21 protein-coding genes are annotated in these 24,903 nt (G+C 66.2%); 11 read left to right on the top strand and 10 right to left on the bottom strand.

Annotated elements, in window-relative coordinates; all coding sequences use genetic code 11:
* Window positions 1–15: 15 nt before the first annotated feature.
* The 4 genes from QRN07_RS06565 to QRN07_RS06580 form a co-directional block, all read right to left on the bottom strand.
* Window positions 16–1,044, bottom strand: coding sequence for a pilus assembly protein TadG-related protein (locus QRN07_RS06565; protein WP_050684367.1), 1,029 nt, complete (start codon window positions 1,042–1,044; stop codon window positions 16–18).
* Complete coding sequence (locus QRN07_RS06570) at window positions 1,032–1,424, bottom strand: TadE/TadG family type IV pilus assembly protein (protein ID WP_285240654.1); 393 nt, start codon at window positions 1,422–1,424, stop codon at window positions 1,032–1,034. The genes QRN07_RS06565 and QRN07_RS06570 overlap by 13 nt, the downstream gene beginning before the upstream one ends.
* 75 nt (window positions 1,425–1,499) lie before the next feature.
* Window positions 1,500–1,697, bottom strand: coding sequence for a Flp family type IVb pilin (locus tag QRN07_RS06575; protein ID WP_050684365.1), 198 nt, complete (start codon window positions 1,695–1,697; stop codon window positions 1,500–1,502).
* A gap of 278 nt (window positions 1,698–1,975) precedes the next feature.
* Window positions 1,976–2,551, bottom strand: a complete 576-nt coding sequence (locus tag QRN07_RS06580) for a prepilin peptidase (RefSeq protein WP_285240655.1) — start codon at window positions 2,549–2,551, stop codon at window positions 1,976–1,978.
* A gap of 387 nt (window positions 2,552–2,938) precedes the next feature.
* On the opposite strand from QRN07_RS06580, the gene rplM reads away from it, so the two are divergent.
* Window positions 2,939–3,382: a 50S ribosomal protein L13 gene (gene rplM / locus QRN07_RS06585; RefSeq protein ID WP_285240656.1), complete on the top strand. Its 444-nt coding sequence runs from the start codon at window positions 2,939–2,941 to the stop codon at window positions 3,380–3,382.
* Window positions 3,383–3,421: 39 nt separating this feature from the next.
* Entirely contained in the window at window positions 3,422–3,928 is a 507-nt protein-coding gene (rpsI, locus tag QRN07_RS06590; RefSeq protein ID WP_050684362.1) for a 30S ribosomal protein S9, read from the top strand.
* 54 nt (window positions 3,929–3,982) lie between these two features.
* On the opposite strand, the gene QRN07_RS06595 is transcribed toward rpsI, so the two are convergent.
* Both QRN07_RS06595 and QRN07_RS06600 read right to left on the bottom strand, forming a co-directional pair.
* Window positions 3,983–5,836 carry a glycosyltransferase family 39 protein gene (locus QRN07_RS06595; protein WP_285240657.1) on the bottom strand — a complete coding sequence of 618 codons (1,854 nt, stop codon included), beginning with the start codon at window positions 5,834–5,836 and terminating at the stop codon, window positions 3,983–3,985.
* Window positions 5,837–5,907: 71 nt separating this feature from the next.
* Window positions 5,908–7,146 (bottom strand): bifunctional glycosyltransferase family 2/GtrA family protein, encoded by a 1,239-nt coding sequence (locus QRN07_RS06600; RefSeq protein ID WP_050685956.1) that lies wholly within the window; start codon window positions 7,144–7,146, stop codon window positions 5,908–5,910.
* 193 nt (window positions 7,147–7,339) lie between these two features.
* On the opposite strand from QRN07_RS06600, the gene glmM reads away from it, so the two are divergent.
* On the top strand, window positions 7,340–8,701 hold the full coding sequence (gene glmM / locus QRN07_RS06605) for a phosphoglucosamine mutase (RefSeq protein WP_050685742.1): 1,362 nt from the start codon (window positions 7,340–7,342) through the stop codon (window positions 8,699–8,701).
* 80 nt (window positions 8,702–8,781) lie between these two features.
* Here glmM and mscL read toward each other — a convergent pair whose 3' ends face one another.
* Genes mscL through coaA form a run of 3 tightly spaced genes read right to left on the bottom strand, consistent with a single transcriptional unit; the run spans window position 8,782 to window position 11,099 of the window.
* Entirely contained in the window at window positions 8,782–9,171 is a 390-nt protein-coding gene (gene mscL / locus QRN07_RS06610) for a large conductance mechanosensitive channel protein MscL (RefSeq protein WP_050685743.1), read from the bottom strand.
* 24 nt (window positions 9,172–9,195) lie between these two features.
* The gene (locus QRN07_RS06615) at window positions 9,196–10,098 is read right to left on the bottom strand and encodes a M15 family metallopeptidase (RefSeq protein ID WP_502934781.1); all 903 of its coding nucleotides are present in this window, start codon (window positions 10,096–10,098) and stop codon (window positions 9,196–9,198) included.
* Between the two features lie 5 nt (window positions 10,099–10,103).
* Window positions 10,104–11,099 (bottom strand): type I pantothenate kinase, encoded by a 996-nt coding sequence (gene coaA, locus QRN07_RS06620; protein WP_197273570.1) that lies wholly within the window; start codon window positions 11,097–11,099, stop codon window positions 10,104–10,106.
* 106 nt (window positions 11,100–11,205) lie between these two features.
* Between coaA and glmS the strand changes: the two genes are divergently transcribed.
* The 8 genes from glmS to QRN07_RS06660 all read left to right on the top strand — a co-directional run bounded on the left by glmS (window position 11,206) and on the right by QRN07_RS06660 (window position 23,837).
* Entirely contained in the window at window positions 11,206–13,098 is a 1,893-nt protein-coding gene (gene glmS, locus QRN07_RS06625; RefSeq protein ID WP_285240658.1) for a glutamine--fructose-6-phosphate transaminase (isomerizing), read from the top strand.
* A gap of 5 nt (window positions 13,099–13,103) precedes the next feature.
* On the top strand, window positions 13,104–13,451 hold the full coding sequence (locus tag QRN07_RS06630) for a holo-ACP synthase (protein WP_050685747.1): 348 nt from the start codon (window positions 13,104–13,106) through the stop codon (window positions 13,449–13,451).
* A 13-nt stretch (window positions 13,452–13,464) separates the two neighbouring features.
* Complete coding sequence (locus tag QRN07_RS06635; protein WP_285240784.1) at window positions 13,465–15,060, top strand: NAD(P)H-hydrate epimerase; 1,596 nt, start codon at window positions 13,465–13,467, stop codon at window positions 15,058–15,060.
* A 63-nt stretch (window positions 15,061–15,123) separates the two neighbouring features.
* The gene (gene glgX / locus QRN07_RS06640; RefSeq protein ID WP_050685749.1) at window positions 15,124–17,379 is read left to right on the top strand and encodes a glycogen debranching protein GlgX; all 2,256 of its coding nucleotides are present in this window, start codon (window positions 15,124–15,126) and stop codon (window positions 17,377–17,379) included.
* A complete protein-coding gene (gene treY, locus QRN07_RS06645) occupies window positions 17,376–19,697 on the top strand; it encodes a malto-oligosyltrehalose synthase (protein ID WP_285240659.1) in 2,322 nt (773 codons plus the stop codon). The genes glgX and treY overlap by 4 nt, the downstream gene beginning before the upstream one ends.
* Entirely contained in the window at window positions 19,694–21,463 is a 1,770-nt protein-coding gene (treZ, locus tag QRN07_RS06650) for a malto-oligosyltrehalose trehalohydrolase (RefSeq protein ID WP_285240660.1), read from the top strand. The genes treY and treZ overlap by 4 nt, the downstream gene beginning before the upstream one ends.
* Before the next feature lie 93 nt (window positions 21,464–21,556).
* Window positions 21,557–22,597 carry an L-glyceraldehyde 3-phosphate reductase gene (gene mgrA / locus QRN07_RS06655; RefSeq protein ID WP_285240661.1) on the top strand — a complete coding sequence of 347 codons (1,041 nt, stop codon included), beginning with the start codon at window positions 21,557–21,559 and terminating at the stop codon, window positions 22,595–22,597.
* A 154-nt stretch (window positions 22,598–22,751) separates the two neighbouring features.
* Entirely contained in the window at window positions 22,752–23,837 is a 1,086-nt protein-coding gene (locus QRN07_RS06660) for an inositol-3-phosphate synthase (RefSeq protein ID WP_056597015.1), read from the top strand.
* A gap of 83 nt (window positions 23,838–23,920) precedes the next feature.
* On the opposite strand, the gene QRN07_RS06665 is transcribed toward QRN07_RS06660, so the two are convergent.
* Entirely contained in the window at window positions 23,921–24,838 is a 918-nt protein-coding gene (locus QRN07_RS06665) for an endonuclease domain-containing protein (RefSeq protein ID WP_285240662.1), read from the bottom strand.
* Between the last annotated feature and the right edge of the window lie 65 nt (window positions 24,839–24,903).

Raw genomic sequence — 24,903 nt, forward strand, 5'->3', positions numbered from 1 at the left:
GTTCTCCTTTGTTCCTTATTTGGTGAGTTCCACGACATTGCCGCCGTAGATGGTGGGACCGCCGACCTCAAAGGATTCGTCCAAGGCCACATAGCGGATGAATTTGCCGACAATGCCCAAGTCGCTGTTTTTCCAGCCCCCGGCATCCTTGAAGGCCTGCGCTGCCGCGGGCATGTAGCTGAAGGGGTCCTGATTGGCCAGGTCCCAGCCCATAAGGTCAATGGCTGCAAAAGCCTTGAGGTGGAACTCGCCGTTGGAGCCGGTTCCCCTGGTGTCATCGAAAACCGGGAACAGGGCAACGACCTTCCCGCCAGCCTGCAACTTGGTCTTCCAACCCTGAAGCGTGGCGGCACAGTCCGCCTCGGGACTGTTGCCGGTGTTGCTGACCACCCATGGGGAGGCCAGGTCCACTTTGACCTTGCACGTGCTTGAAGTCAGCAGCCAGCCAAAGCCGCCGGGAATCTCGAGGCCTGATCCGGTGTCGTGGCAGGTATCCTTCTTCCCCGCACCGGTTCCGTGGGACAGCAGGAACTGCGTGGTTCCATCAGCAGTGATGGACGAATCCACCTCGCATGACGAGAAGGCGATGGGCATGGCAGCCGTGCCGGCCTGCGCCCCGCCCCACCGGGCCTGGGCTTCGGCGTTGATACTGGCGGTGTTGGTGCCGAAGATACGGGCGAAGAAGGTGGAGAAGTGCACCCCCGAGGACTCCTCGGCGTTGGTAATAACCGTCACCTTGCCTGCAGCCTTGTCCACAATGGTTGACTGCACGTTAGTGAGATTGTCTTTGGCGTTTGCCTTCGCGAGCACACCCGAAAGGCTTGACCCGCTGGCGCAGGTGGGCAGGGTGGAGTTCTTGGCGCAGGTCTGCGCCACCGCAAGCGAAGCGGCATCGGCGCCGTTCTGGACAACGGACTTCTCGGCATACATGCCACCCACGTCCACGGCGATGGCAGCGAAGCCCAACATCATCACCATGGTCAAGGCCACCGCGATGGCTGTGGCCCCGCGTTCATTTTCCGGATCTTTGGTCAGCCGCCGCATAGCATGGTGCCCTTCCCCGTCATGACGATCGGTCCCGTGAAGCCATCGATGAAACCTGTCGCCGTGGTGAGCGTATAAGTGGTGGTGGCCGTGACCTGCTGTCCGCTGGAACACGTGGAACCACCTCCCGTGACACTGAAGGTGGTGGAGACTGATGCCGGTGCCAGCCGGCCGGCTGCGTTGCCGGCGGCCGTAGCGGCGCCGGCCGCGTTGTTGCTGATCGCCATGGTCCGTGCGCCCTCACGGGCTGCCTGGTTGAGTGACAGCTGGGCGTTGAACGCCAGGGAAAATTCGATGATGCCGATCAGGATGAGAAGCAGCAGCGGCAGGACAAGCGCAAATTCCACTGCCGCCGCGCCACGCTCGTCTTTACTGTTCATGTCCTGATTCCTTGCTCGATAGTGCTATGGCGGCCCCCAGGTGACTGGGGGCCGCCGGGGCGTGGGGTGTGATCCCTAGACGAGCTTGGGTGCGATGGTGGAGTTGAACAGCGTCTGCAGGTTGGTGCCGACGAGCGTGATGCCAACGATGGCTGCGATGACGATCAGGGCGACCATCAGGCCGTACTCAACGGCCGTTGCGCCCTTTTCGGAAGCGAAGCGATCCTTGATGCCGGCGATGAAAGCAGTCATTGAGACCATGAGAGAAGTCATTGTATTGTCCTTTGATTCGGTGAAATGGATTGTTTGTATTTCAACGAATTTCCAGCTGCCCCCATATTTCCTAGCGGCTGGATTTCGCTAAGACGAGATTGCCATTTCCGCTACCGCAGCAACAACGCGTAGTGGTACCCGACTTTTTACGCAGGCACGGAAAAAGGCCTACCCGGATGGGGTGGCGGGTACTCAGTAGGGTGCGGACAGTTAGGCAGTACTGGGTGCCGGAAAGCGGCAGGTGGCAGGGCCGGCCGGCTGAGCTGCGGCCCCTGCGGTCAGCGCAAAAGCAGTGCCACGGCGGCCAGCGCGCCCAGCATTGACGGGCCGTGGGCCACTTCTTTGGTGGTATTCCGGGGCTTCGTGCTGATGACCACCAGGGTCACCATGCCGTTCACCACAAACCCGAACAGCCCGCCATATAGCAACTGGCTCCAGCCTAAGTACCCCAGGTACAGGCCCACCGGCGCGGCAAGCTTGACGTCGCCCATTCCTATTCCGCCGGGCGAAACAAGGGCCAGAATAAGGTAGCCGGCGAACAAGATACCTGCGCCAAGCAGCGCATTCAGGACATTGCCAGCTTGCTTATCAAATAATGCGGCCACTAATAGCAGTAATAGGCCGCCGGAAAATAGTAAAAGCACAAGGGGATTAGGCAGGAGATGCCGGCTGATGTCGATCCGCGCCAGCTGCGTACCCAAAATGGCCAGGAAAAGGAACGCCGGCAGTGCCGCGGTATCACCCAGCCGCGCCGCGAAGGCGGCGCATATGACGGCGGTAAGGACCGCCGTCGTAATCCGCACTGACGTCCGCGGCGGGGGGCCGAGCCGGGGCATAAAACGGAAGATCAGCACCCCGGCCGCCGGGGAGGCGGCCAGGCCGGCCAGAAAGGCGGCCAGGATCAGCAGCCAGGCGCCCGTGCCATCAGTTCCCCACTCAGCCACCGGTACCCCCTGTATTGGCCCTGCCGGACGTGCTGTTTTAGGCGCCCCGACACCCCATTTTGACCCCGAACCCCCTAACGCGCTAATCTTGGTAGTCGTTGTGCGTGTCCTATTCCGATGGTGCGTGCCCGAGTGGGAATCCGGTTGCAGGATGACTACCCAACGGGCGCATTCGGAGCCCCAGGATCACTGGTTACATAGAGTCCTCACCTCTGTTCCGGTAGCGCATAGATAGTAGGTGTCCACCCCTGAGTGGAGCCTAAAAAAGAACGCCAGAACAAGAACGAGGCAAACACCGTGCGTACGTACACCCCGAAGCCCGGCGATATCAACCGCCAGTGGCACGTCATTGACGCCACAGACGTTGTCCTTGGTCGTCTTGCCAGCCAGACCGCAATCCTGCTGCGCGGCAAGCACAAGGCCACTTTCGCATCCCACATAGACATGGGCGATTTCGTCATCATCATCAACGCTGAGAAGGTTGCCCTGACCGGCGCCAAGCTGGAGCAGAAGCGCGCATACCGCCACTCCGGCTACCCGGGCGGCCTGACCTCCGTCAACTACGCGGAGCTGCTGGAATCCAACCCGGTCCGCGCCGTTGAGAAGGCCATCCGTGGCATGCTCCCCAAGAACTCCCTCGCTGCCCAGCAGCTGGGCAAGCTGAAGGTGTACCGCGGTGCTGAGCACCCCCACGCCGCCCAGCAGCCCAAGACTTTCGAAATCACCCAGGTCGCCCAGTAGTCCTGGCCACCAAACAACTTACTTAATACAAGGAGAACCGTGGCTCAGAACGAAGAGACCACCGAAGCCGTTGAGGCTGAGGAAACCCTGACCAGCTACACCTCTGAGAGCTCCGCAGCAGACGCTGCAGCTCCCAAGAAGGAGCGTCCGGCCCTGACTGTTGCCGGTGCAGCAGTTGGCCGCCGCAAGGAAGCCGTTGCACGCGTCCGCGTTGTGCCCGGCTCCGGCAAGTGGACCATCAATGGCCGCGCGCTGGACAACTACTTCCCGAACAAGCTGCACCAGCAGGACGTCAACGAGCCCTTCAAGATCCTTGATCTCGAAGGCGCCTACGACGTTATCGCCCGCATCCACGGCGGCGGCATCTCCGGCCAGGCCGGTGCACTGCGTCTCGGCATCGCCCGTTCACTGAACGAGATCGACGTCGAGAACAACCGCGCCACCCTGAAGAAGGCCGGTTACCTGTCCCGCGACGCCCGCGTGATCGAGCGTAAGAAGGCCGGTCTCAAGAAGGCCCGTAAGGCACAGCAGTACTCCAAGCGCTAAACCGCTTGTCCGGACAGCCCGTCCCGCCATTGGCGGGGCGGGCTGTTCCGCGTTTCAGGGCTGGTGCAGGAGGTACAGTTCGGCGCCGTCGCCGTCCCGGGCGGGAAAGGTGGCACGGACCCATGCCACGATCCGGGCCGACTCGCCTTTACCTTCCAGCGTCAGCGGCGGCAGGTCCTGGACCACTAGGGAACCCACCTTGCCGTCTGCCACAAGGGCCTGGAACTGTTCCAGCGTGGGATATGGGTCTGTGCCGTCGAAACCGCCCAGCGGAAGGACGGCGCGACCCAGTCCCAGCTGGTAGTTTGCTGCCGTTTCAGACCCGACGACCGCAGCCACCCAGGTTACCGACGGGGGGATGCTGCGCAGGGAGCTTTCCAGCCCCGCGGACGGTGAGCTGCCCAGGACCAGGGCCACGTGACCGGGCGCCAGGATGGATTCGAGCTGTTGCTTGTCCGGATGGTCGGTCCTGACGCCCCAGATGGCCGGCCCTGCCGTCACTGCGGCCCCTGTATGCGGACTGAGGGCCGTGTTGACGGACCAGACGGCGGGGCCCAGGACAACGCAGGCCAGGAGCAGCGGCATCGAGGCCCGCCGTAGGGCAGGGGGAGCCCCGGGGACCATCCGCAGGGCGATGGCCACGGCCCACCCGATCAGGAGCAACTGGGCGCCGGCAGGAAATTCGGACGGCGACCGGCCTGCCGTGAGGAAGGCCATGCTGGCCAAAGACAGCAGCGTCACGGCGAAGATGATCCTGGTAAGCCGACCCTTTGATCGAAGAAAATAGGCCAATGCCACGGCGGCCAGCACACACAACGGGGGCACGGCTGTCAGGGAATAGTACGGGTGGACCATGCCGGACATAAATGCGAGCACCGTTGCCGAGGTGGCAAACCAGACGGCCGCCAGGAGCAGCAGGCTTCGCGCCCCACGGCTGCCGTACCGTTTGGCCAGCCACAGGGCAGCAATCAAAAGTCCGACGGCGGTTAACGGCAGGAACCAGCCGAACTGCCCTGAGAACTGGGGTTGCAGGAACCGTTGATAGCCACTGTCCCACTCCTCCAGTTGGGCACCGGACGGGGTTGTCCGAGCCAAATCCTCGCCGGTGAGGCGCTGCAAACCGTTGTAGCCCAGCGCAAGTTCCAGGGTGCTGTTGGTTCTGGACCCGCCGATGAAGGGCCTGCTTGTAGGGTCGGCTGTCTGAACGGCCACCAGCCAGGAGCCGGCCACCACTGATGCCGCGGCTGCTGCGTACCCCAGGTGCAGGAAACGCCGCCGCCAGGGGATCCGAGCGAAGGCCAGATACGTCACCGCGAGTGCCGGGAGGATGAGGCTGATCTGGAGCTGCTTGGTGAGGAATCCAGCACCCACCAGGGCTCCGGCGAGGATCATCAGCGATGGCCGTTGCCTGTCGATGGCCGTGGCCACAGCCAGCGCTGCGGCCACCATGATCAGGATCAGCAAGGCGTCAGGGTTGTTGTACCGGAACATCACGGTACTTACCGGCGTCACGGCCATAAACGTTGCCGCGAGGCGGGCTGTGGAGGCGCCGAGGTAGCGGCGGACCAGCACATACAGCAAATAGACGGTCAGGACCCCCATGGCGGCCTGGGGCAGGAGGATGCTCCAGCTGTTGAGGCCGAACAGGCGGACCGACAGGGCCATCACCCAGATGCTCATGGGAGGTTTGTCCACGGTGATGGCATTGGCAGGGTCCGAGGAGCCGTAAAAGAAGGCCGTCCAGTCCTGCGCGCCGGACATCACGGCCGCGGAGTAGTAGGAGTTCGCCCAGCCGTTCCGGTCCAGGCCCCAGCAGTACAGAACCGCCGTGGCGGCCAGCAGCCCCAGCAGGGCGCCGCGTTCCCAGCGTCCATGTGCCAGCGCAGCCTGGCCGAATACCCGGGCCATGATGCGGGGCTGGATGAGATGTGCGGGGCGGGTTCCGCGGCGGGTACGCGGCGCAGTCCCGGCCGACGCCGTCACCCGAGACCTCCGGCAGCCGTCCCCAGCGCGAGACGCCGGGGCGCCCTGTCGGCCCGCCGCGCCCGGAACACCCACAGCCGCAGGAGCAGGAACCGTACCAGCGTGGCCACCACATTGGCTGCCGTCAGGGTGAGGAGCTCCAGGTTGGGCGCGGCATCCGCGTTCACCAGGTGGAGCGTCAGCAGGGAGGAGGCTGTTATGGCCCAAGCCAGGAGGAACACCATAAGCCCTTGGATCTGGTGGACGAACAGCCGGCCGGGCCCCGTGATGCCGAACGTGAACCGGCGGTTGGCGGCCGTGTTTCCCACGGCGGTGAGGAGCAGGGCGAGGAAGTTGGCTTCCTGGGCGCCGAAGGGGCCCTGCAGCATCAGGTACAGCAGGGCGAAAGCCAAGGTGGACACCGCTCCCACCAGGCCGAAGCGCAGGACCTGGCCAAAAAAACTGGGCCGGTGCAGCGGTGCCGCCGGCCGGCGGCCCAGTTCGGCATAGATGGCCTGGACAGGAACCACACCGCGCAGCAGGGAGCCCGCGACCCGTGCCATACCGCGCAGGTCAGCCAGCGCCGTTTGGCGGATATCCACGCGGCTGTCCGGATCATCGACCCAGTCGACGGGGATTTCGTGGATGCGCAGCCCGGAACGTTCGGCAATGATCAGCAGCTCGGTGTCAAAAAACCAGCCGTTGTCCTCCACGTGGGGCAGCAGCCGCCGGGCCACCTCGGCGCGGATGGCCTTGAAGCCGCACTGCGCGTCCGAAAAGCGGACCTGCAGGGTCCGCCGCAGCAGGAGGTTGTAGGACCGGGAAATGAACTCCCGCTTGGGACCCCGGCTGACCCGGGAGTTCTGCCCCAGCCTGGTCCCGATCGAGATGTCCGAGTGTCCGGAGAGGAGGGGTGCCACCAACGGCGGCAGCGCGGCCAGGTCCGTGGACAGGTCCACGTCCAAGTAGGCCAACACCTTTGCCTCCGAGGCGCTCCAGGCGTCCCTGAGGGCGAGGCCACGGCCCTTGACCTCCAGCCGGCGGTAGGCCACGTTGGGCAGCTGTTCGCTGAGCCGGGCCGCGATGGCCGGTGTGCGGTCAGTGCTGGCATTGTCCGCGATGGTGATCTGCCACGTCGTGGACAACTCAGTTGTCAGGTATTCGAAGAGTCGCGTGATGCTGTTCTCGAGTACCGCCTCTTCGTTGAAGACCGGTACAACAATTTCGAGCGCCAAGCCCCCATAGCTAGGTGTCATGAATGGAGCGTAGAAGGCCCGGATCGGCACTGGCGAGGCTTTCCCGCAAAGACAGGTACCGTCAACGGGGAAGCAGGTAGTGCGGCGTGGCCGGCAGGAAACGGGTGAGTAGCCGGGCCCGGAAATCAGGTAGGAAAAGGCGCCGGGCACGGCCCGCGACGGTACCCGCGCGGCCATCCTCTAGACTTGACCGGTGTCTAGATTATTTGGAACTGATGGTGTCCGGGGGCTGGCCAACGGACTGCTGACTGCTGAGCTGGCGATGCAGCTGGCCCAGGCGGCCGCCGTCGTACTCGGCCATGACCGCAACACCAACGGAACCAGGCCCCGCGCCGTGGTGGCCCGCGATCCCCGCGCCAGCGGCGAATTCATCGCAGCTGCGGTGGAAGCCGGCCTGTCCAGCTCCGGGGTGGACGTCTACGACGCCGGTGTCCTGCCCACTCCTGCGGCCGCCTATCTGGTGGCGGACCTGGATGCCGACTTTGGCGTGATGATCTCGGCGTCCCACAACCCCGCCCCGGACAACGGCATTAAATTCTTCGCCCGCGGCGGCCAGAAACTCCCGGACGAGGTGGAGGACGCCATCGAGGCCCGGATGCTGCAGGACGCCGTCCGGCCGGTGGGTGCGGACGTTGGCCGGATCCAGCGCTTCTCCGATGCGGAGGACCGCTACATCGTCCACCTGCTGGGCACCCTCCCGCACCGCCTGGACGGCGTCAAGGTTGTCCTGGACTGCGCCCACGGTGCGGCCAGCGGCTGCTCGCCCCAGCTCTTCAAGGACGCCGGGGCCGACGTGATTGTCATCGGTGCCGATCCCGACGGCCACAACATCAACGACGGCGTGGGCTCAACCCATCTGGGCCCGCTCAAAGCGGCCGTCCTGGCGCACGGCGCCGACCTTGGCATTGCCCACGACGGCGACGCGGACCGCTGCCTGGCTGTGGACCACGAGGGCACCGAAGTGGACGGCGACCAGATCATGGCCATCCTTGCGGTAGCGTTGAAAACTGCGGGCAAGCTCAAGGACAACGTCCTGGTGGCTACGGTGATGAGCAACCTGGGCCTCAAAATCGCCCTCCGTGACGCCGGCATCAGCATCCGGGAAACCGCAGTGGGGGACCGCTACGTCCTGGAAGGCATGCGTGAAGGCGGCTTCAACCTGGGCGGTGAACAGTCCGGCCATGTCATCTTCGCTGACCACGCCACCACCGGCGACGGCCTGCTGACGGGGCTGCAGCTCGCCGCGCAGGTTGCCTTGACGGGCCGGCCGCTCAAGCAGCTGGCCACGGTGATGACCAAGCTGCCCCAGGTCCTGATCAACGTCCGTGGCGTTGACCGCACCCGCGTGGGTGACAGTGAGGTGCTGCACCGCGCCGTGCTGGCCGCGGAGGCCACCCTTGGCGAGACCGGCCGCGTCCTGCTCCGGCCATCCGGCACGGAGCCGGTGGTCCGCGTGATGGTGGAGGCCGGCGATGAAGAAACCGCGCAGTCCATTGCAGCGCACCTCGCCGACGTGGTCCGGGCCGAACTGGCGCTCGAGCTTGTGACCGACTGACGGAAAATCCAAAAAACTGCGGCCCGCTTCCAACCGGAAGCGGGCCGCAGCCTTTGGCGGCCGGAGCCGTTGCGGAAATGTCAGGCGCGGCGCTCCTGCAGGGCGTCGCGGATTTCGGTGAGCAGGGCGATCTGCGGGTCCTCGGCAGATTCTTCCTTCACATCGGGGTCGATGCCGAGCCGGCGGTTGCGGCGTTCAATCATCAGGTTCATGGGCAGGATCACCACGAAGTAGATGGCCGCGGCGATGAGCACAAAGGAAATAATGCTGGAGATGACGGATCCGTACATGAATCCCTCCCACTGCATGTCCTCGATGCCCTTTGCACTGAAGAGCCGGCCGATCAGGGGAGTCAGCAGGCCTTCCACGATGGATGTCACAACGGCCCCAAAAGCGGCGCCCATGACGACTGCGACGGCAAGGTCAACGACATTGCCCTTCATGATGAAGTTCTTGAATCCTGTCAGCATAGGAACCAAGCTAGTGCAGGATTGTTAACCTTGGAAGAATGCCGGGTAATTTCCTTGGGCGTGTCCGGAACCGGAAGGATGCCCGGGTCGTCCAGGGTAGCCCGGCGCGGCTTCCAGGCCGAAGTATTCCTCCACCGTGCTGATCCCGCGGGCCGCCATCTCCGTGGCAGCCTCCACCCCGATGTACCGCAGGTGCCACGGCTCGTAGTAGTAGCCCGTCACGGGGTGGAACATCAGCGGGTACCGGACCACAAAACCGAAGCGGTGGCCGTTCGCCTTGGCCCATACCGCTGCCGGCTGGTCAGCGAAGCATGGCTGGAAGGCGCAGCCCCCGCCGCCGTCGGCGATGTCGAAGGACCAGCCCGTCTGGTGTTCCGAGTAGCCGGGCCTGGCGCTCGCGGTGTCCGCGTCCGCCTGGCCGCGGCTGGCAACATAACCGTTGTACGTGGCCACCTGGGTGGCGTAGGAACGGTAGCCGCTGGCCAGGACCATGGCCACGCCGTCCTGGGCAGCGGCGGCAAACATGGCCTCGGCTGCAGCTGCCGTGGTGCTGTTCAGCAGGGCAGCGTCACCTGCTGCGGACGTGGCGACGGCGGGCCGCACCAGGTCGGCCGGGGCATAGTCCGCCGGCGCCAACGGACGGTATTTGTTGACCACCAGCCAGGGGCTGGCGGGGTCCGTCAGGGAGAACTTCCGGGCAGGGGAGGGGACAGGCTCAGGTTCGGGGGCTGCTGGGGAAGCCTTCGTGGCGGCAGGCGGGGACGGCGGCGCGGAAGCCGTCGGGGAAGCGGACGACGGCGGCGCCCCGGCAGGTGCCTCCGGTGTGCAGGCCGCCAGGACAGTGAGCCCGGCCCCCAGCGCCAGGAAGCGGCCGAAAGCGCGGCGGCTGCCGGCCATTGCAGGCAGGCATTCCTGGTTGTGGCGCACCTGGGTTAAACCTTGCGGAGCAACATGCGGCGGATGGAGTGGTCCGCTTCCTTGGTAAGCACCAGCTGGGCCCTGCCGCGGGTGGGCAGAACATTTTCTTCCAGGTTGGGCTCGTTGATTCGCTTCCAGATGCTGCGGGCCGTGCTCTCCGCCTCGGAATCGGAGAGGGTGGCGTAGCGGTGGAAGTAGGACTCCGGCTGGGCGAAAGCAGTGGTCCGCAGCTTGCGGAACCGGTCCACGTACCACTCCTCGATAAAGGAGGTCTTGGCATCCACATAGATGGAGAAGTCGAAGAAGTCACTCAGCGCGAGCCCCTGCCGGCCGTCATGCCGGGGCCGGGCCGGCGCCAGCACGTTCAGGCCTTCCACAATCAGCACATCCGGCCGGCGGACCACCACTTCCCGGTCCGGGACGATATCGTAGGTGACGTGCGAGTACCAGGGAGCGCGGACCTCCTCGGCCCCGCCCTTGATCTCGCTGACGAACCGCAGCAGGGCCCGCCTGTCGTAGGACTCCGGGAACCCCTTGCGGTCCAGCAGCTGGCGGCGCTTCAGCTCCGCCAGGGGATACAGGAAACCGTCGGTGGTGATGAGCTCCACGTTCGGGGTGCCCGGCCAGCGCCGCAGCATTTCCCGGAGCACGCGGGCGATGGTGGATTTCCCCACGGCCACCGAACCGGCCACGCCGATCACAAACGGCGTGCGCTGGGTCTGCTCGCCCAGGAACGTGGTGGTGGCCGAATGCAGCTGGCCCGCGGCTTCGACGTAGAGGTGCAGGAGCCGGGACAGGGGAAGGTAGACCTCGCGTATTTCCCGCATGTCCAGGGGATCGCCGAGGCCGCGCAGCCGGAGGATGTCCTCCTCATTGAGGGGCTGCTCCATCTGGGCTGCGAGCCTGGACCAGGTCTGCCGGTCCAGTTCCACGAACGGGGAGGCACCCTCTCCGTTCGCCTCATTGCGTTGCAAAGTCACTTTAGAGATTCTGCCCCGCCCCCGGCACATAGCGAAATGGGCCCGCCGCCGCGCGCGCCGGGAGGCGCAACATTCCCGCAGCCGGGCACACTGCCCAGGTTTAGAACTTCCGGTCCCTGCCGATAGGCTTGACCCTATGTGTGGAATTGTGGGATATGTGGGCCGTTCAAACGACGGCGTCAATGCCGGCTACAGCGCCCTGGACGTTGTCCTGGAAGGCTTGCGCCGCCTGGAGTACCGGGGCTATGACTCGGCCGGTATTGCGGTGGTGTCCGAGGACGCCATCGAGTCCCGGAAGAAGTCCGGGAAGCTGAGCAACCTGATCCATGAGCTGGAAGAACATCCGTTGCCTGCAACGGCCACGGGCATCGGCCACACCCGCTGGGCCACCCATGGCGGCCCCACTGACCGCAACGCGCACCCGCACCTGGCCGACGGCGGACGCCTGGCAGTGATCCACAACGGCATCATCGAGAACTTCGCCGAGCTCAAGCTGGAACTGCAGAACAAGGGCATCAGCTTCGTTTCCGAGACGGACACCGAGGTGGCCGCCGCGCTCCTGGCCGACATCTTCCGGAATACCCTGGGCGGCGAAACGGCGAACGGCGGCCTGGCCAAGGCCATGCAGCTCGCCTGCCAGCGCCTGGAGGGCGCCTTCACCCTGCTTGCGGTCCACGCCGACCAGCCTGACATGGTGGTTGCTGCCCGCCGCAACTCGCCCCTGGTGGTTGGCCTGGGCGACGGCGAGAACTTCCTGGGCTCGGACGTGTCCGGTTTCATCGACTACACCCGCCGGGCCGTGGAACTGGGCCAGGACCAGATCGTCACCATCACCGCCGATTCCGTGGAGATTACCGACTTCTTCGGCAACCCCGCCGAAGGCAAGGAATACCACGTTGACTGGGACCCGGCGTCTGCCAAGAAGGACGGCTTCAGCTCCTTTATGGAGAAGGAAATCCACGACCAGCCGGACGCCATCAGGCAGACCCTGCTGGGCCGCTCGGACCTGAACGGGAACCTGACCCTCGACGAGCTGCGGATCGACCCGGAACTGCTCAAGCAGGTCAACAAGATCATCGTCCTGGCCTGCGGCACCGCAGCCTACGCCGGGACCGTCGCCAAGTACGCGATTGAAAACTGGTGCCGGATCCCCACGGAAGTCGAGCTTGCCCACGAGTTCCGTTACCGCGACCCGATCCTGGATTCCAACACCCTGGTGGTCTCCATCAGCCAGTCCGGCGAGACCATGGACACCCTGATGGCCGTCCGCTACGCCCGGGAACAGGGCGCCAAGACCATCTCCATCTGCAACACCAACGGCTCCACCATCCCGCGTGAATCCGATGCAGTGCTGTACACCCACGCCGGCCCAGAAATTGCGGTGGCGTCCACTAAGGCGTTCCTGGCCCAGATCACGGCCGCCTACCTGCTGGGCCTGTACCTGGCCCAGCTGCGCGGGAACATTTTCTCCGGGCAGATCAAGGACGTCCTGGCGGACCTGAACAAGATCCCGGCGAAGATCCAGACCATCCTCGATGGCGCCGGGCCGCTCCGAGAACTGGCCCGCAGCATGGCCAACGAGCAGTCGGTGCTTTTCCTGGGCCGGCACGTGGGCTACCCCGTGGCCCTGGAAGGTGCGCTGAAGCTCAAGGAAATCGCGTACATCCACGCCGAAGGCTTCGCCGCCGGTGAGCTCAAGCACGGGCCCATTGCGCTGATCGACGAAGGCAAGCCCGTCTTTGTGGTGGTCCCGTCCCCCCGCGGCCGTGATTCCCTGCACGCCAAGGTGGTCTCCAACATCCAGGAGGTCCGCGCCCGCGGCGCCCGCACCCTGGTCATCGCCGAGGAAGGCGACGAAGCCGTAAAGGCCTATGCCGAACACGTCTTCTACGTCCCCGAGACGCCCACGCTGCTGATGCCCCTCCTGACCACCGTGCCGCTGCAGATCTTTGCCGCGGAACTTGCCGCCGCCAAGGGCTATGACGTGGACCAGCCGCGCAACCTGGCCAAGAGCGTCACCGTAGAATAAGCCGCATGATTGTTGGCATTGGCGTAGACGTTGTAGACATCGAGCGGTTTGGCCGCCAGCTTGAGCGGACCCCCGGCCTCCGGGACCGGTTGTTTGTTCCTGCCGAGCGGGAACTGAACACCCGGTCCCTGGCCGCGCGCTTTGCGGCCAAGGAAGCCGTGGCCAAGGTCCTGGGCGCCCCCGCCGGCATGAACTGGCAGGACTGCTGGATCGGACTGGACCGCAATGGCCCCACCGTCCAGGTCAAAGGCACCGTGCTCGCCGTGGCCGAGGCAAAGGGCGTCAAGCGCTGGCACCTCTCCATCAGCCATGACGGCGGGATCGCCACGGCCACCGTCATCGCAGAAGGCTGACCTGCCCGGACCCATGATCAGCGCCTACACCGGAACGCAGGTCCGCGCAGCCGAGCAACCGCTCCTCGCTGCCGGGCAGGGTGATGCCCTGATGCAGCGCGCCGCGTTTGGCCTCGCCGCCGCTGTGGTTGGCGGGCTCCGGTCCCGCGGCCGCCGCCTGGCCGGCACCAGCGTGGTGGTATTTGCCGGTAAGGGAAACAACGGCGGTGACGGCCTGTACGCCGCCGCCTTCCTGGCCGCACGTGGAATGCGCACGACGGCGGTCCTCACCGCAGGCGCTGCCCACCCCGCAGCCCTCGCTGCCTTTGAACGTGCCGGCGGCCGCGTCCGCGGGCTGACCGAAGCCACCCTTAAGGGTCTGGCCGAGGAAGCGGCCAACGCCGGCGTCGTCATTGACGCGATCCTGGGCACCGGCGCACGCGGCGGGCTGCGCGGACCTGCCGCCGACCTGGTCCGGGCCGTCGACGACGCACGCGCGGACCTTCCAGGCCGGGGCCTTGCCGTGGCCTGCGACCTGCCCAGCGGCGTGGACGCCGATACCGGTGTGGTGACCGGACCGGTACTCTCCGCCGACCTGACGATAACGTTCGGAGCCGCCAAGGCAGGGCTGCTGGCAGATCCCGGCGCCGACCACTCCGGCCGGGTCGAGGTGGTTCCCCTGGGCATTGAAGCGCACCTTCCGGCCGCCCCGGTGCGCCGGCTGGAAGCCGCCGACCTGGCCGCCCTCCTGCCGGATCCTGCCCGCCGCGCGCAGAAGTACTCCCGGGGTGTCCTGGGGGTGGTGGCTGGTTCCGCAGACTATCCGGGCGCCGCTGTCCTGGCCTGCCGCGGCGCGCTGGCGGCCGGCGCCGGCATGGTGCGCTACCTGGGCCCACCCGAGGCCACCCGCCTGGTGCAGCAGGCCTGCCCCGAAGTGGTCTGCAGCGACGGCCCGGTGGCCGATACCCACGTCCAGGCCTGGCTGGTGGGCCCCGGCATGGGCCCCGGCGACCAGCGCCAGCTCCAGCGGGCGCACGACGCCGCAGCTTCCGGGCTGCCCACCGTGGCGGACGCCGGAGCCCTGCCGGCCCTGCCCGCTGCCCTCGGCCCCCAGGTGGTCCTGACCCCGCACGCCGGCGAACTCGCCGCCCTGCTGGCGAGGCTGGGCCAACCCGCGGACCGTGCCGGAGTGGAGGCCGGAACCCTGGCCGCTGTCCGCGGGGCCGCCGCGTTGACGGGCGCCACTGTCCTCCTGAAAGGTGCCACCACTCTGGTGGCGGACCCCGGCGGAACCGTGTTCAGCCAGGCCGACGGCGTCCCGTGGCTTGCCACCGCCGGCAGCGGCGACGTCCTGGCCGGCATCATCGGCGCGCTGCTCGCCCAGGAGGGGACCGGCGTCGGGCGCTTCGAAAAACTGGACATTCCCGAACCGGCGCGCTGGGCTGCGGTGGCCGCACTCGGTGCCGCCCTGCACGGCAACGCCGGCAGGTCGGCGTCGGACGCCTGTGCCGGCGGGCCCATCACCGCCGGCGGCATCGCCGATGCCTTACCCCATACCTGGGGTAAAGTAAGCAAGCTTAGTAACCCTGGCGCCCATTCACGTAATAGTCACCGCCTGCCGCTACGGTAGGCATAAGTTCGCACCTGCAGCCGGGCGCTTCATTCCCGGCTGCGGCAATCAATGAGGAGCATCATGGAAGTCTGGCCTGGAACCGCTTATCCGCTCGGAGCTACCTTCGACGGTACCGGCACCAACTTTGCCCTGTTCAGCGAGCAGGCGGAGCGGGTCGAACTCTGCCTCCTGGCTGATGACCTGACCGAGACCCGCGTCGAGCTGACTGAAGTGGACGGGTACGTGTGGCACTGCTACCTGCCCCACATCCAGCCCGGCCAGAAGTATGGCTACCGGGTCCACGGACCCTACGATCCGGCCAGCGGCAACCGCTTTAACGCCAACAAGCTGCTCCTGGACCCCTACGCGAAGGCCGTTGAAGGCCAGATCGACTGGGACCCGGCCCTGTTCTCCTATGAGTTCGGCGATCCAGACTCCACAAACGACGCCGACTCGGCTCCCCACACGATGCACGGTGTGGTCATCAACCCGTTCTTCGAGTGGGACGGCGACCGCCAGCTCCGGATTCCGTACCACCAGTCCGTCATCTACGAGGCGCATGTCAAGGGCCTGACCCAGCTGCACCCCGAGATCCCCGAGGAGCAGCGCGGCACCTACGCCGGCGTTGCCCACCCCGCCGTGATCGAGCACCTGAAGAAGCTCGGCGCCACCGCGATCGAACTGATGCCGGTCCACCAGTTCGTCAATGACGGCACCCTGGTGGAAAAGGGCCTGAACAACTACTGGGGCTACAACACCATCGGGTTCTTCGCCCCGCAAAACACCTACAGCTCCGCAGGTGACGTGGGAAACCAGGTCCAGGAATTCAAGGCAATGGTCCGCGACCTGCACCGGGCCGGCATTGAAGTCATCCTGGACGTGGTCTACAACCACACCGCCGAGGGCAACCACCTGGGCCCCACCCTGTCCTTCAAGGGCATCGACAACCAGGCCTACTACCGCCTGGTTGACGGCGACCAGAAGCACTACATGGACTACACCGGCACCGGCAACTCCCTGAACGTCCGGCATCCGCACTCCCTGCAGCTGCTGATGGACTCCCTCCGGTACTGGGTCACGGAAATGCACGTCGACGGGTTCCGCTTCGACCTCGCCTCCACCCTGGCCCGTGAGTTCTACGACGTCGACAAGCTTTCCACCTTCTTCGAACTCATCCAGCAGGACCCGATCGTCTCGCAGGTCAAGCTGATCGCCGAGCCGTGGGACGTTGGCCCCGGCGGTTACCAGGTGGGCAACTTCCCGCCACAGTGGACTGAATGGAACGGCAAATACCGCGATACAGTCCGTGATTTCTGGCGCGGCGAGCACGCCACACTGGGTGAATTCGCTTCCCGCCTGACCGGTTCCGCGGACCTCTACGAAAGCTCCGCCCGCCGCCCGGTGGCCTCCATCAACTTCGTCACGGCCCACGACGGCTTCACCATGCGCGACCTCGTGTCCTACAACGAGAAGCACAACGACGCCAACGGTGAAGGCAACAACGACGGCGAGTCGCACAACCGGTCCTGGAACTGCGGCGAAGAGGGCGACACGGACGACGAAAAAGTCCTGACGCTCCGCGCGCGCCAGCAGCGGAACTTCCTGGCTACCCTCCTGCTCTCGCAGGGTGTCCCCATGGTGCTCCACGGCGACGAACTCGGCCGCACGCAGCAGGGCAACAACAACACCTACTGCCAGGACTCCGAGCTGAGCTGGATCCACTGGGATGCCATGGACCAGCCGCTGGTCGAATTCACCTCCTTCGTGAACAAACTCCGGCGCGACCACCCCACCTTCCGGCGCAGCCGCTTCTTCGACGGCCGGCCCGTCCGGCGTGGCGAAGGCGAGAAGCTGCCCGACATCGTCTGGCTGCGGACCGACGGCACCGAAATGCTGCCCGAGGACTGGGGCAACGGCTTTGGCCGGACCATCGGCGTCTTCTACAACGGCGACGGCATCCAGGAGAAGGACTTCCGCGGCCGCCGCATCACCGACGACAGCTTCCTCATGACCTTCAACGCCCACGATGACAGTGTGGACTTCCTCCTTCCGTCAGAGGAGTACGCCCAGTACTGGGAAGTCATGATCGATACCGCAGCCCAGGCAGACGCGTACGAACCGCTCAAGGCCGGCGCCACGATCACGCTGGATGCCAAATCCATGGTGGTCCTGCGGGCCTACTCCGGCCCCGAAGCTGAGGTGGATCTGTCCGCCGCCGCGTCCCTGGCCTCCATGGCCGATCATGAAGAAGCCCAGGTGGAAATGGTGGAGGCGCAGACGCAGGCCGCCGAAGCCAGCGAAGCAAGGGCAAGTGAAGCGAAGGCGGACGAAAAGTGAAGGTCCCCGCTTCCACCTACCGGTTGCAGATCCGGCGCAGCTTCACGCTCTTCGACGCTGCCGCCACCGTCCCGTACCTGAAGGACCTGGGGGCGGACTGGATCTACCTTTCACCGATCCTGACGGCGGAACAGGGCTCGGACCACGGCTATGACGTGACCGACCCTTCCGCCGTCGACCCCGAACGCGGCGGCCCGGAAGGGCTCCTGGCCCTCTCGGCAGCCGCCCGCGAGCACGGCATGGGTGTCCTGGTGGACATTGTGCCGAACCATGTGGGCGTAGCCACGCCCGCGCAGAACCCCTGGTGGTGGTCCCTGCTGAAGGAAGGCAAGGACTCGCCGTACGCGGACGCGTTCGACGTCGAATGGGACCTCGCCGGGGGCAAGGTGCGCCTGCCCATGCTGGGCTCGGACGATGACCTGGACAAGCTGGAAATCGTGGACGGCGAGCTGCGGTACTACGACCACCGGTTCCCGCTGGCCGCCGGCACGTATTCGGCCGGGGACTCCGCGCAGGACGTCCACAACCGCCAGCACTACCAGCTGGTGGGCTGGCGGCGGGCCGACGCCGAGCTGAACTACCGGCGCTTCTTCGCTGTCACCACCCTGGCGGGCATCCGTGTGGAAACGCCCCGCGTTTTTGAAGAAGCCCATGCCGAGGTGGGCCGCTGGTTCAGCGAAGGCCTGGTGGACGGGCTCCGCGTGGACCACCCGGACGGCCTGGCCGATCCGGGCGGCTACCTGCGCTGGCTCAAGGACCTCACCGGCGGTGCGTACATTCTGGTGGAGAAAATCCTCGAACCAGGGGAAGCCCTGCCCGGCGAATTCGCCTGCGAAGGGACCACCGGGTACGACGCCCTGGCTGACGTGGACCGGCTCTTTGTTGACCCGGCCGGCCAGCCGGGACTTGATGACCTGGACGCATCCCTGCGCGGCGGCAGCCCCGCGGACTACGCCGGGATGATCCGCGGCACCAAGCGCATGATCGCGGACGGCATCCTGCGCTCCGAGGTGCTCCGGCTGGCCCGGCTGGTGCCGGAGTCCGCAGGGTTGTCCGTGGCAGCGGCCGCAGACGCCCTCGCCGAAATCATCGCCGCGTTCCCGGTCTACCGGACGTACCTGCCCACAGGCGCCGAGGTGCTCAAGGAAGCAGCCGGCGCCGCAGCGGGCCACCGGCCGGAGCTGGCAGCCACCGTGGACACGCTCCTGCCCCTGCTGCTGGATCCGGAGCACGCCCTGGCTGTCCGGTTCCAGCAGACCTCCGGCATGGTCATGGCCAAAGGCGTGGAGGACACCGCCTTCTACCGGTACACGCGGCTGGGCACACTCACCGAGGTGGGTGCCGAACCCACCGAGTTCGCACTGGACCCGGCGGAGTTCCACCACCGGATGCAGCGGCGCCACCAGGACATGCCGCTGTCCATGACCACGCTCTCCACCCATGACACGAAGCGCAGCGAGGATGCCAGGGCCAGGATCTCGGTCATCGCCGAACTCCCCGCTGAATGGGCCGGAACCCTTGCCACCCTCCGCAGGCTTGCCCCCATCCCGGACGGCCCGTTCGAGAACCTGCTATGGCAGGCAATTGTGGGCGCCTGGCCCGCCAGCCGGGAACGGCTCCAGGACTACGCGGAGAAGGCGGCCCGCGAGGCCGGCAACTCCACCACCTGGACCGAACCCAACGAAGCCTTCGAGGCGGCCGTCACGGCAGCAGTGGATGCCGTGTTCGACAACACCGAAGTGGCGGCAGCCCTCACGGCGTTTGTGGACACCATCGATGCGCACGCAGCGTCCAACTCGCTCTCCGCCAAGCTGGTCCAGCTGGCCATGCCGGGCGTGCCGGATGTCTACCAGGGCAGCGAATTCTGGGAACGGTCCCTGACCGATCCGGACAACCGCCGCCCCGTGGACTTCGGTGAACGCCGCGACGAACTGGCGTGCATCGACGCCGGGACCTTGCCCGCCGCGGGCACGGAGGCCAGCAAGCTCCTGGTCACCTCGCGGGCATTGCGGCTGCGGCGGGACCGGCCCGAGCTTTTTGCCGGCTACAGCCCGGTGCAGGCCGCCGGTGCGGCGGCCGGCCACCTCGTGGCCTTCTCCCGTGGTGCGGATGCGGACGGCGCACTCGCCCTGGCCACCAGGCTCCCTGCGGGACTGGCGGCCGGCGGCGGCTGGCGCGATACCGCCGTCGAGCTTTCCGTGCCGATGCGGGACGAACTCACCGGTGCCGGGTATGGGCCCGGCAGCGTCCCGGTGGCCGAACTGCTGGGCACCTATCCGGTGGCCCTGCTGGTACCAGCGAATGGAGCAACCCGATGACCCTGGTACACAACGGCACTGCCCGTTTTGACGTCTGGGCGCCGGACGCAACCACCGTGGTGCTGGCGGCAGACGGCCGGGAATACCCGATGGAAAAGGTCCACTCCGCTCCCGGCACTGAAGGCTGGTGGTCCGCCCCGGACGCGCCAGCCTTTGGCGAAGTCGATTACGGGTACCTGCTCGACGGCGACACCACCCCGGTGCCGGATCCCCGGTCCCGTCGGGTTCCTGACGGCGTCCACGGCCTCTCCCGGACGTTCGATCCTGCCGCGCACCACTGGCAGGACGGCAACTGGCAGGGCAAGGAGCTGCAGGGGTCGGTGATCTACGAACTGCACGTGGGCACCTTCACGCCCGAAGGAACCCTGGACGCCGCGGCCGCCAAACTGGACTACCTCGCGGACCTCGGCGTCGGGTTTGTGGAACTGCTTCCCGTCAACGGCTTCAACGGCACGCACAACTGGGGCTACGACGGCGTCCAGTGGTACGCGGTCCACGAAGGTTACGGCGGGCCGGCGGCCTACCAGCGGTTTGTCGACGCCGCGCACGCTGCGGGCCTGGGCGTTATCCAGGACGTCGTCTACAACCACCTTGGCCCCAGTGGCAACTACCTGCCCAAATTCGGCCCGTACCTGAAGCAGGGCGACGCCAACACCTGGGGCGACTCCGTCAACCTGGACGGTGCGGGCTCGGATGTTGTCCGGGAGTACATCCTGGACAACGCCGCGCTCTGGCTGCGGGACTACCACGTGGACGGACTCCGGCTTGATGCCGTGCACGCCCTGCGGGACGAGCGTGCTGTGCACATCCTGGAGGAGCTCGGTGCCCTGGGCGATGCTGTCGCCGCCGAGACCGGACTGGCCAAGACCCTCATCGCCGAATCCGACCTGAACAACCCGCGGTTGATGTACCCACGGGATGTCAACGGCTACGGCCTGGCGGGGCAGTGGAGCGACGACTTCCACCATGCCGTGCACGTCAGTGTCAGCGGCGAAACCACGGGCTACTACGGGGACTTCGCCTCGCTGGCCGTCCTGGCCAAGGTACTCAAGGATGGCTTCCTGCACGACGGCAGCTACTCCAGCTTCCGCGGCCGCCACCACGGCCGGCCCATCGACGCCTCGCTGGTGCACCCGGCGGCGCTGGTGGTCTGCAACCAGAACCACGACCAGATCGGCAACCGGGCCACGGGGGACAGGCTCTCCCAGTCACTCTCACATGGCCAGTTGGCCCTCGCCGCGGTGCTCACGCTGACCTCGCCGTTCACACCCATGCTGTTTATGGGTGAGGAGTTCGCCGCCAGCACGCCTTGGCAGTTCTTCACCTCGCATCCCGAACCCGAACTGGGCAAGGCCACCGCCGAGGGCCGGATCAAGGAATTTGAACGGATGGGCTGGGATCCCGCGGTGGTTCCCGATCCGCAGGATCCGGAGTCCTTCCACCGGTCCAAGCTCAACTGGGATGAAGCCGGCACCGGCGATCACGCCCGGCTGCTGGACATGTACCGGTCCCTGGCTGCGGTGCGCCGGGACCACCCGGAACTGGCCGGGCTCGGTTTTGCGGAGACCACGGTGGAGTTTGACGACGCCGCCGGCTGGCTGCGCTTCCGGCGCGGCAGCGTTGAGGTGCTGCTGAATTTTGCGGATGCCGAAGCCCGGCTGGAGGAAGTCGCCGGCTCGGTCCTGCTCGCCACGGACGCCGGCACGGAACTGGCTGCCGGCACCCTGGTCCTGCAGCCGTGGAGTGCAGCCATCGTCAAGGCCTGACGTTTGGTTACGCCCCGGGCTGCGCTGTCAGCCTGGGGCGTAACTTCGCCCCTCCCTGCGTGTTGTGCGGGTCACAACTGGCAGGATGGAAGTATGACTTATTCTGCAGCGGAGAACCGCTACGAATCCATGCCCTACCGCCGGGTCGGCCGCAGCGGCCTGAAGCTGCCCGCCATTTCCCTGGGCCTGTGGCACAACTTCGGCGACGACAAGCGCTTCGACGAACAGCGCGCCATCCTGCGCCGCGCCTTCGACCTGGGCGTCAACCACTTTGACCTGGCCAACAACTACGGCCCGCCGGACGGCACCGCGGAGACCAACTTCGGCCGGCACCTGCAGGACGACTTCAAGCCGTACCGCGACGAACTCGTGATCTCCACGAAGGCCGGCTACTACATGTGGCCCGGCCCCTACGGCGAGTGGGGATCGCGCAAGTACCTGCTGTCCAGCCTGGACCAGTCCCTGCAGCGCATGGGCCTGGACTACGTGGACATCTTCTACAGCCACCGGCCGGACCCGGAAACGCCCATGGAAGAGACCATGGGCGCCCTGGACCACGCCGTGCGCTCCGGCAAGGCCCTGTACGCCGGCATCTCCTCCTACACGCCCGAGCAGACCCTCGAAGCGGCCCGGATCCTCAAGGACCTCGGCACGCCCCTGCTCATCCACCAGCCCAGCTACTCCATGCTGAACCGGTGGACAGAAAACGGCACCCCCAACCTGTACGAGGCCCTCGACCAGGTGGGTGCAGGGTCCATCGCCTTCTCGCCGCTGGCGCAGGGGATGCTCACGGACCGCTACCTCAACGGCATCCCCGCCGACTCCCGCGCCGCCAAGGCCCGGTTCCTGTCCGGGGACGCCATCACGGAAGAGAAGCTGGACCGGATCCGCGGGCTGAACAGCATCGCCGCCGGCCGGGACCAGACCCTGGCCCAGATGGCCATCTCATGGCTCCTCCGCGACCAGCCCAAGGGCACCCCGGTGACGTCAGCGCTGGTGGGCGCCTCCAGCGTGCGCCAGCTCGAGGACACCCTGGGCGCCCTCAACAACCTTGGCTTCACCGAAGCGGAACTAACCGCGATCGACGAGTTCGCCGTCGATTCGGACATCAGCCTCTGGAAGCAGAACGCCTAAGCCTTTTGTTGCGGGGCGGTGCCGGGGAACAATCCCCGGCACCGCCCTGTTGGGTATCATGAAAAGGCGCCGTTTGGCGCCATGCCTGCCGGCCGCCGTCGCACGTCTTTTGCAGCGGAAGCCAGCGGGCTGACGTATGTCATAAAGGAGTTCCGTGTCTTCACATCCGATCCGTGTTGCAATCGTCGGCGTTGGCAACTGCGCCGCCTCGCTGGTCCAGGGCGTCCAGTACTACAAGGACGCCGATCCTGCGGCCACCATTCCCGGCCTGATGCACGTTGAGTTTGGCCAGTACCACGTGGGCGACGTTGAGTTCGTTGCCGCGTTTGATGTTGATGGCAAGAAGGTCGGCGTTGACCTTGCGGATGCCATCCTGGCCAGCGAAAACAACACCATCAAGATCGCCGACGTGCCGCCCACAGGCGTCACGGTCCAGCGCGGCCACACCCTGGACGGCCTGGGCAAGTACTACCTCGAGACCATTGAACAGTCCACGGAAGAGCCCGTGGACGTGGTTCAGGCACTCAAGGACGCCAAGGTCGACGTGATGGTCTGCTACCTGCCCGTGGGATCCCAGGCCGCCGCCGAGTTCTATGCCCAGGCCGCCATCGATGCGGGCGTCGGGTTCGTCAACGCCCTGCCCGTCTTCATCGCCGGCACCAAGGAATGGGCGGACAAGTTCACCGCCGCCGGCGTGCCGATCGTGGGCGACGACATCAAGAGCCAGATCGGTGCCACCATCACGCACCGCGTCATGGCCAAGCTGTTCGAGGACCGCGGCGTCACCCTTGACCGCACCTACCAGCTGAACGTGGGCGGCAACATGGACTTCAAGAACATGCTGGAGCGTGACCGCCTGGAGTCCAAAAAGATCTCCAAAACCCAGGCCGTGACGTCCAACGTTCAGGCCGAACTCGCCGCCAAGGACGTCCACATCGGCCCGTCGGACTACGTCCAGTGGCTCGATGACCGCAAATGGGCGTTTGTCCGGCTCGAGGGCCGCAACTTCGGCGACGCCCCCGTATCGCTGGAGTACAAGCTGGAGGTCTGGGATTCGCCCAACTCCGCCGGCGTGATCATCGACGCCATCCGCGCGGCGAAGATCGGCCTGGACCGTGGTGTGGGCGGGCCGCTGCTCTCCGCATCGAGCTACTTCATGAAGTCGCCGCCGGAGCAGTTCAACGACGACCTCGCCCGCGAGAAGGTCGAAGCCTTCATCCGCGGTGACCTGGAGCGCTAAGCCCTCCCACCCTCCCGTTGCCCTATCACCTATGGTCGCCAAACGCCTTGTTTGGGGACCATAGGTGATAGGGCAACGTGCGTTCAGGCCTGGCGCAGCGCCGCCCGGATCTGGCCAACGGCGCCGCGGAAGTCCCGGGCAAGGTCGTCGGCGTTGAACTTGAAGTACCGCCAGCCGGCAGCATGGAAGGCTGCATCCCGCCGGTTGTCGCGGGACTGCTGTTCGCGGCTGAGGTGATGGCCGCCGTCGTACTGGATCGCGATGCGGCGGGCCCGGTACCCGAGGTCGGCGGCCGGCGAGTAGGGATCGGCCGGATCGATCCGGACCTGAAGGCCGGGCTCGGGGAGCCCGGCGTCTGTCAGGGCCAGGCGCAGGAACGTCTCAGGGGCGGAGTCTGAACCGCAACGGACAAGTTCGACGGCGGTACGCGCCTTGACGATGCCCTTGAGCTTTGGGTGCCGGGAAGCGACCAGCCGCAGCTCCTGGACGCTGGACCAGGCTTCCGTCCGCAGCTCGAGGCCGGGGCGGGGCGGGCGCACCAGCTGGTCGCCGACCGCCACCAGATGCTCCAACGGCAAACGCCTGGCCAGGTCCAGCCAGGTGCGCGCTGGGGTGGACAGGTGGATGCCCTCCCAGCACATGGTCTCGTCAGGGAAAGCAAGAACGGTGTGGCCCACCACCCCGGAGCGTCGGGCTGGCGGCAAGGCCTTGGGCTTACTCAGGTGCAGTTCGCGGCTGTCCTGGAGCCACGGCGGCAACCACAGGCCCAGCAGCGCGGCAGCCGTCAGATGGGATATCCAGGCACCGGGCGTGGCCGCGGAGAGTGCCCGTGCCACCCCCGGAAGGTCGAACTCCCAATCCGAGCGCTGGTAGAGCAGGCGCCCGGTGGATGTCAGGTCCGCTGCACGCAGCCGGCCCCGGGTCAGGCCCGCCGCCCGCGCCTCGTGGACGGTGAAAGGCGCGGCGGAGAGTCCTTTTGGGAGGGGCGAGGGCTGGTGCATGGCACCATTGTGGCGCGGAGCCAGGGTGGTCCGCTGAAGTTATCCACAGCCCCCGTTGCGCTATC

This window comes from Pseudarthrobacter sp. MEB009, from assembly GCF_030208875.1.
GTDB lineage: Bacteria > Actinomycetota > Actinomycetes > Actinomycetales > Micrococcaceae > Arthrobacter.

Excerpts from the sequence above, each read along its gene's own strand:
- QRN07_RS06565 (WP_050684367.1), bottom strand. The coding sequence starts at position 1,044 with ATGCGGCGGCTGACCAAAGATCCGGAAAATGAACGCGGGGCCACAGCC.
- QRN07_RS06570 (WP_285240654.1), bottom strand. The coding sequence starts at position 1,424 with ATGAACAGTAAAGACGAGCGTGGCGCGGCGGCAGTGGAATTTGCGCTT.
- QRN07_RS06575 (WP_050684365.1), bottom strand. The coding sequence starts at position 1,697 with ATGACTTCTCTCATGGTCTCAATGACTGCTTTCATCGCCGGCATCAAG.
- QRN07_RS06595 (WP_285240657.1), bottom strand. The coding sequence starts at position 5,836 with ATGGCCCGGGTATTCGGCCAGGCTGCGCTGGCACATGGACGCTGGGAA.
- QRN07_RS06600 (WP_050685956.1), bottom strand. The coding sequence starts at position 7,146 with ATGACACCTAGCTATGGGGGCTTGGCGCTCGAAATTGTTGTACCGGTC.
- mscL (WP_050685743.1), bottom strand. The coding sequence starts at position 9,171 with ATGCTGACAGGATTCAAGAACTTCATCATGAAGGGCAATGTCGTTGAC.
- coaA (WP_197273570.1), bottom strand. The coding sequence starts at position 11,099 with ATGTGCCGGGGGCGGGGCAGAATCTCTAAAGTGACTTTGCAACGCAAT.
- glmS (WP_285240658.1), top strand. The coding sequence starts at position 11,206 with ATGTGTGGAATTGTGGGATATGTGGGCCGTTCAAACGACGGCGTCAAT.
- QRN07_RS06630 (WP_050685747.1), top strand. The coding sequence starts at position 13,104 with ATGATTGTTGGCATTGGCGTAGACGTTGTAGACATCGAGCGGTTTGGC.
- QRN07_RS06635 (WP_285240784.1), top strand. The coding sequence starts at position 13,465 with ATGATCAGCGCCTACACCGGAACGCAGGTCCGCGCAGCCGAGCAACCG.
- glgX (WP_050685749.1), top strand. The coding sequence starts at position 15,124 with ATGGAAGTCTGGCCTGGAACCGCTTATCCGCTCGGAGCTACCTTCGAC.
- treZ (WP_285240660.1), top strand. The coding sequence starts at position 19,694 with ATGACCCTGGTACACAACGGCACTGCCCGTTTTGACGTCTGGGCGCCG.
- mgrA (WP_285240661.1), top strand. The coding sequence starts at position 21,557 with ATGACTTATTCTGCAGCGGAGAACCGCTACGAATCCATGCCCTACCGC.
- QRN07_RS06665 (WP_285240662.1), bottom strand. The coding sequence starts at position 24,838 with ATGCACCAGCCCTCGCCCCTCCCAAAAGGACTCTCCGCCGCGCCTTTC.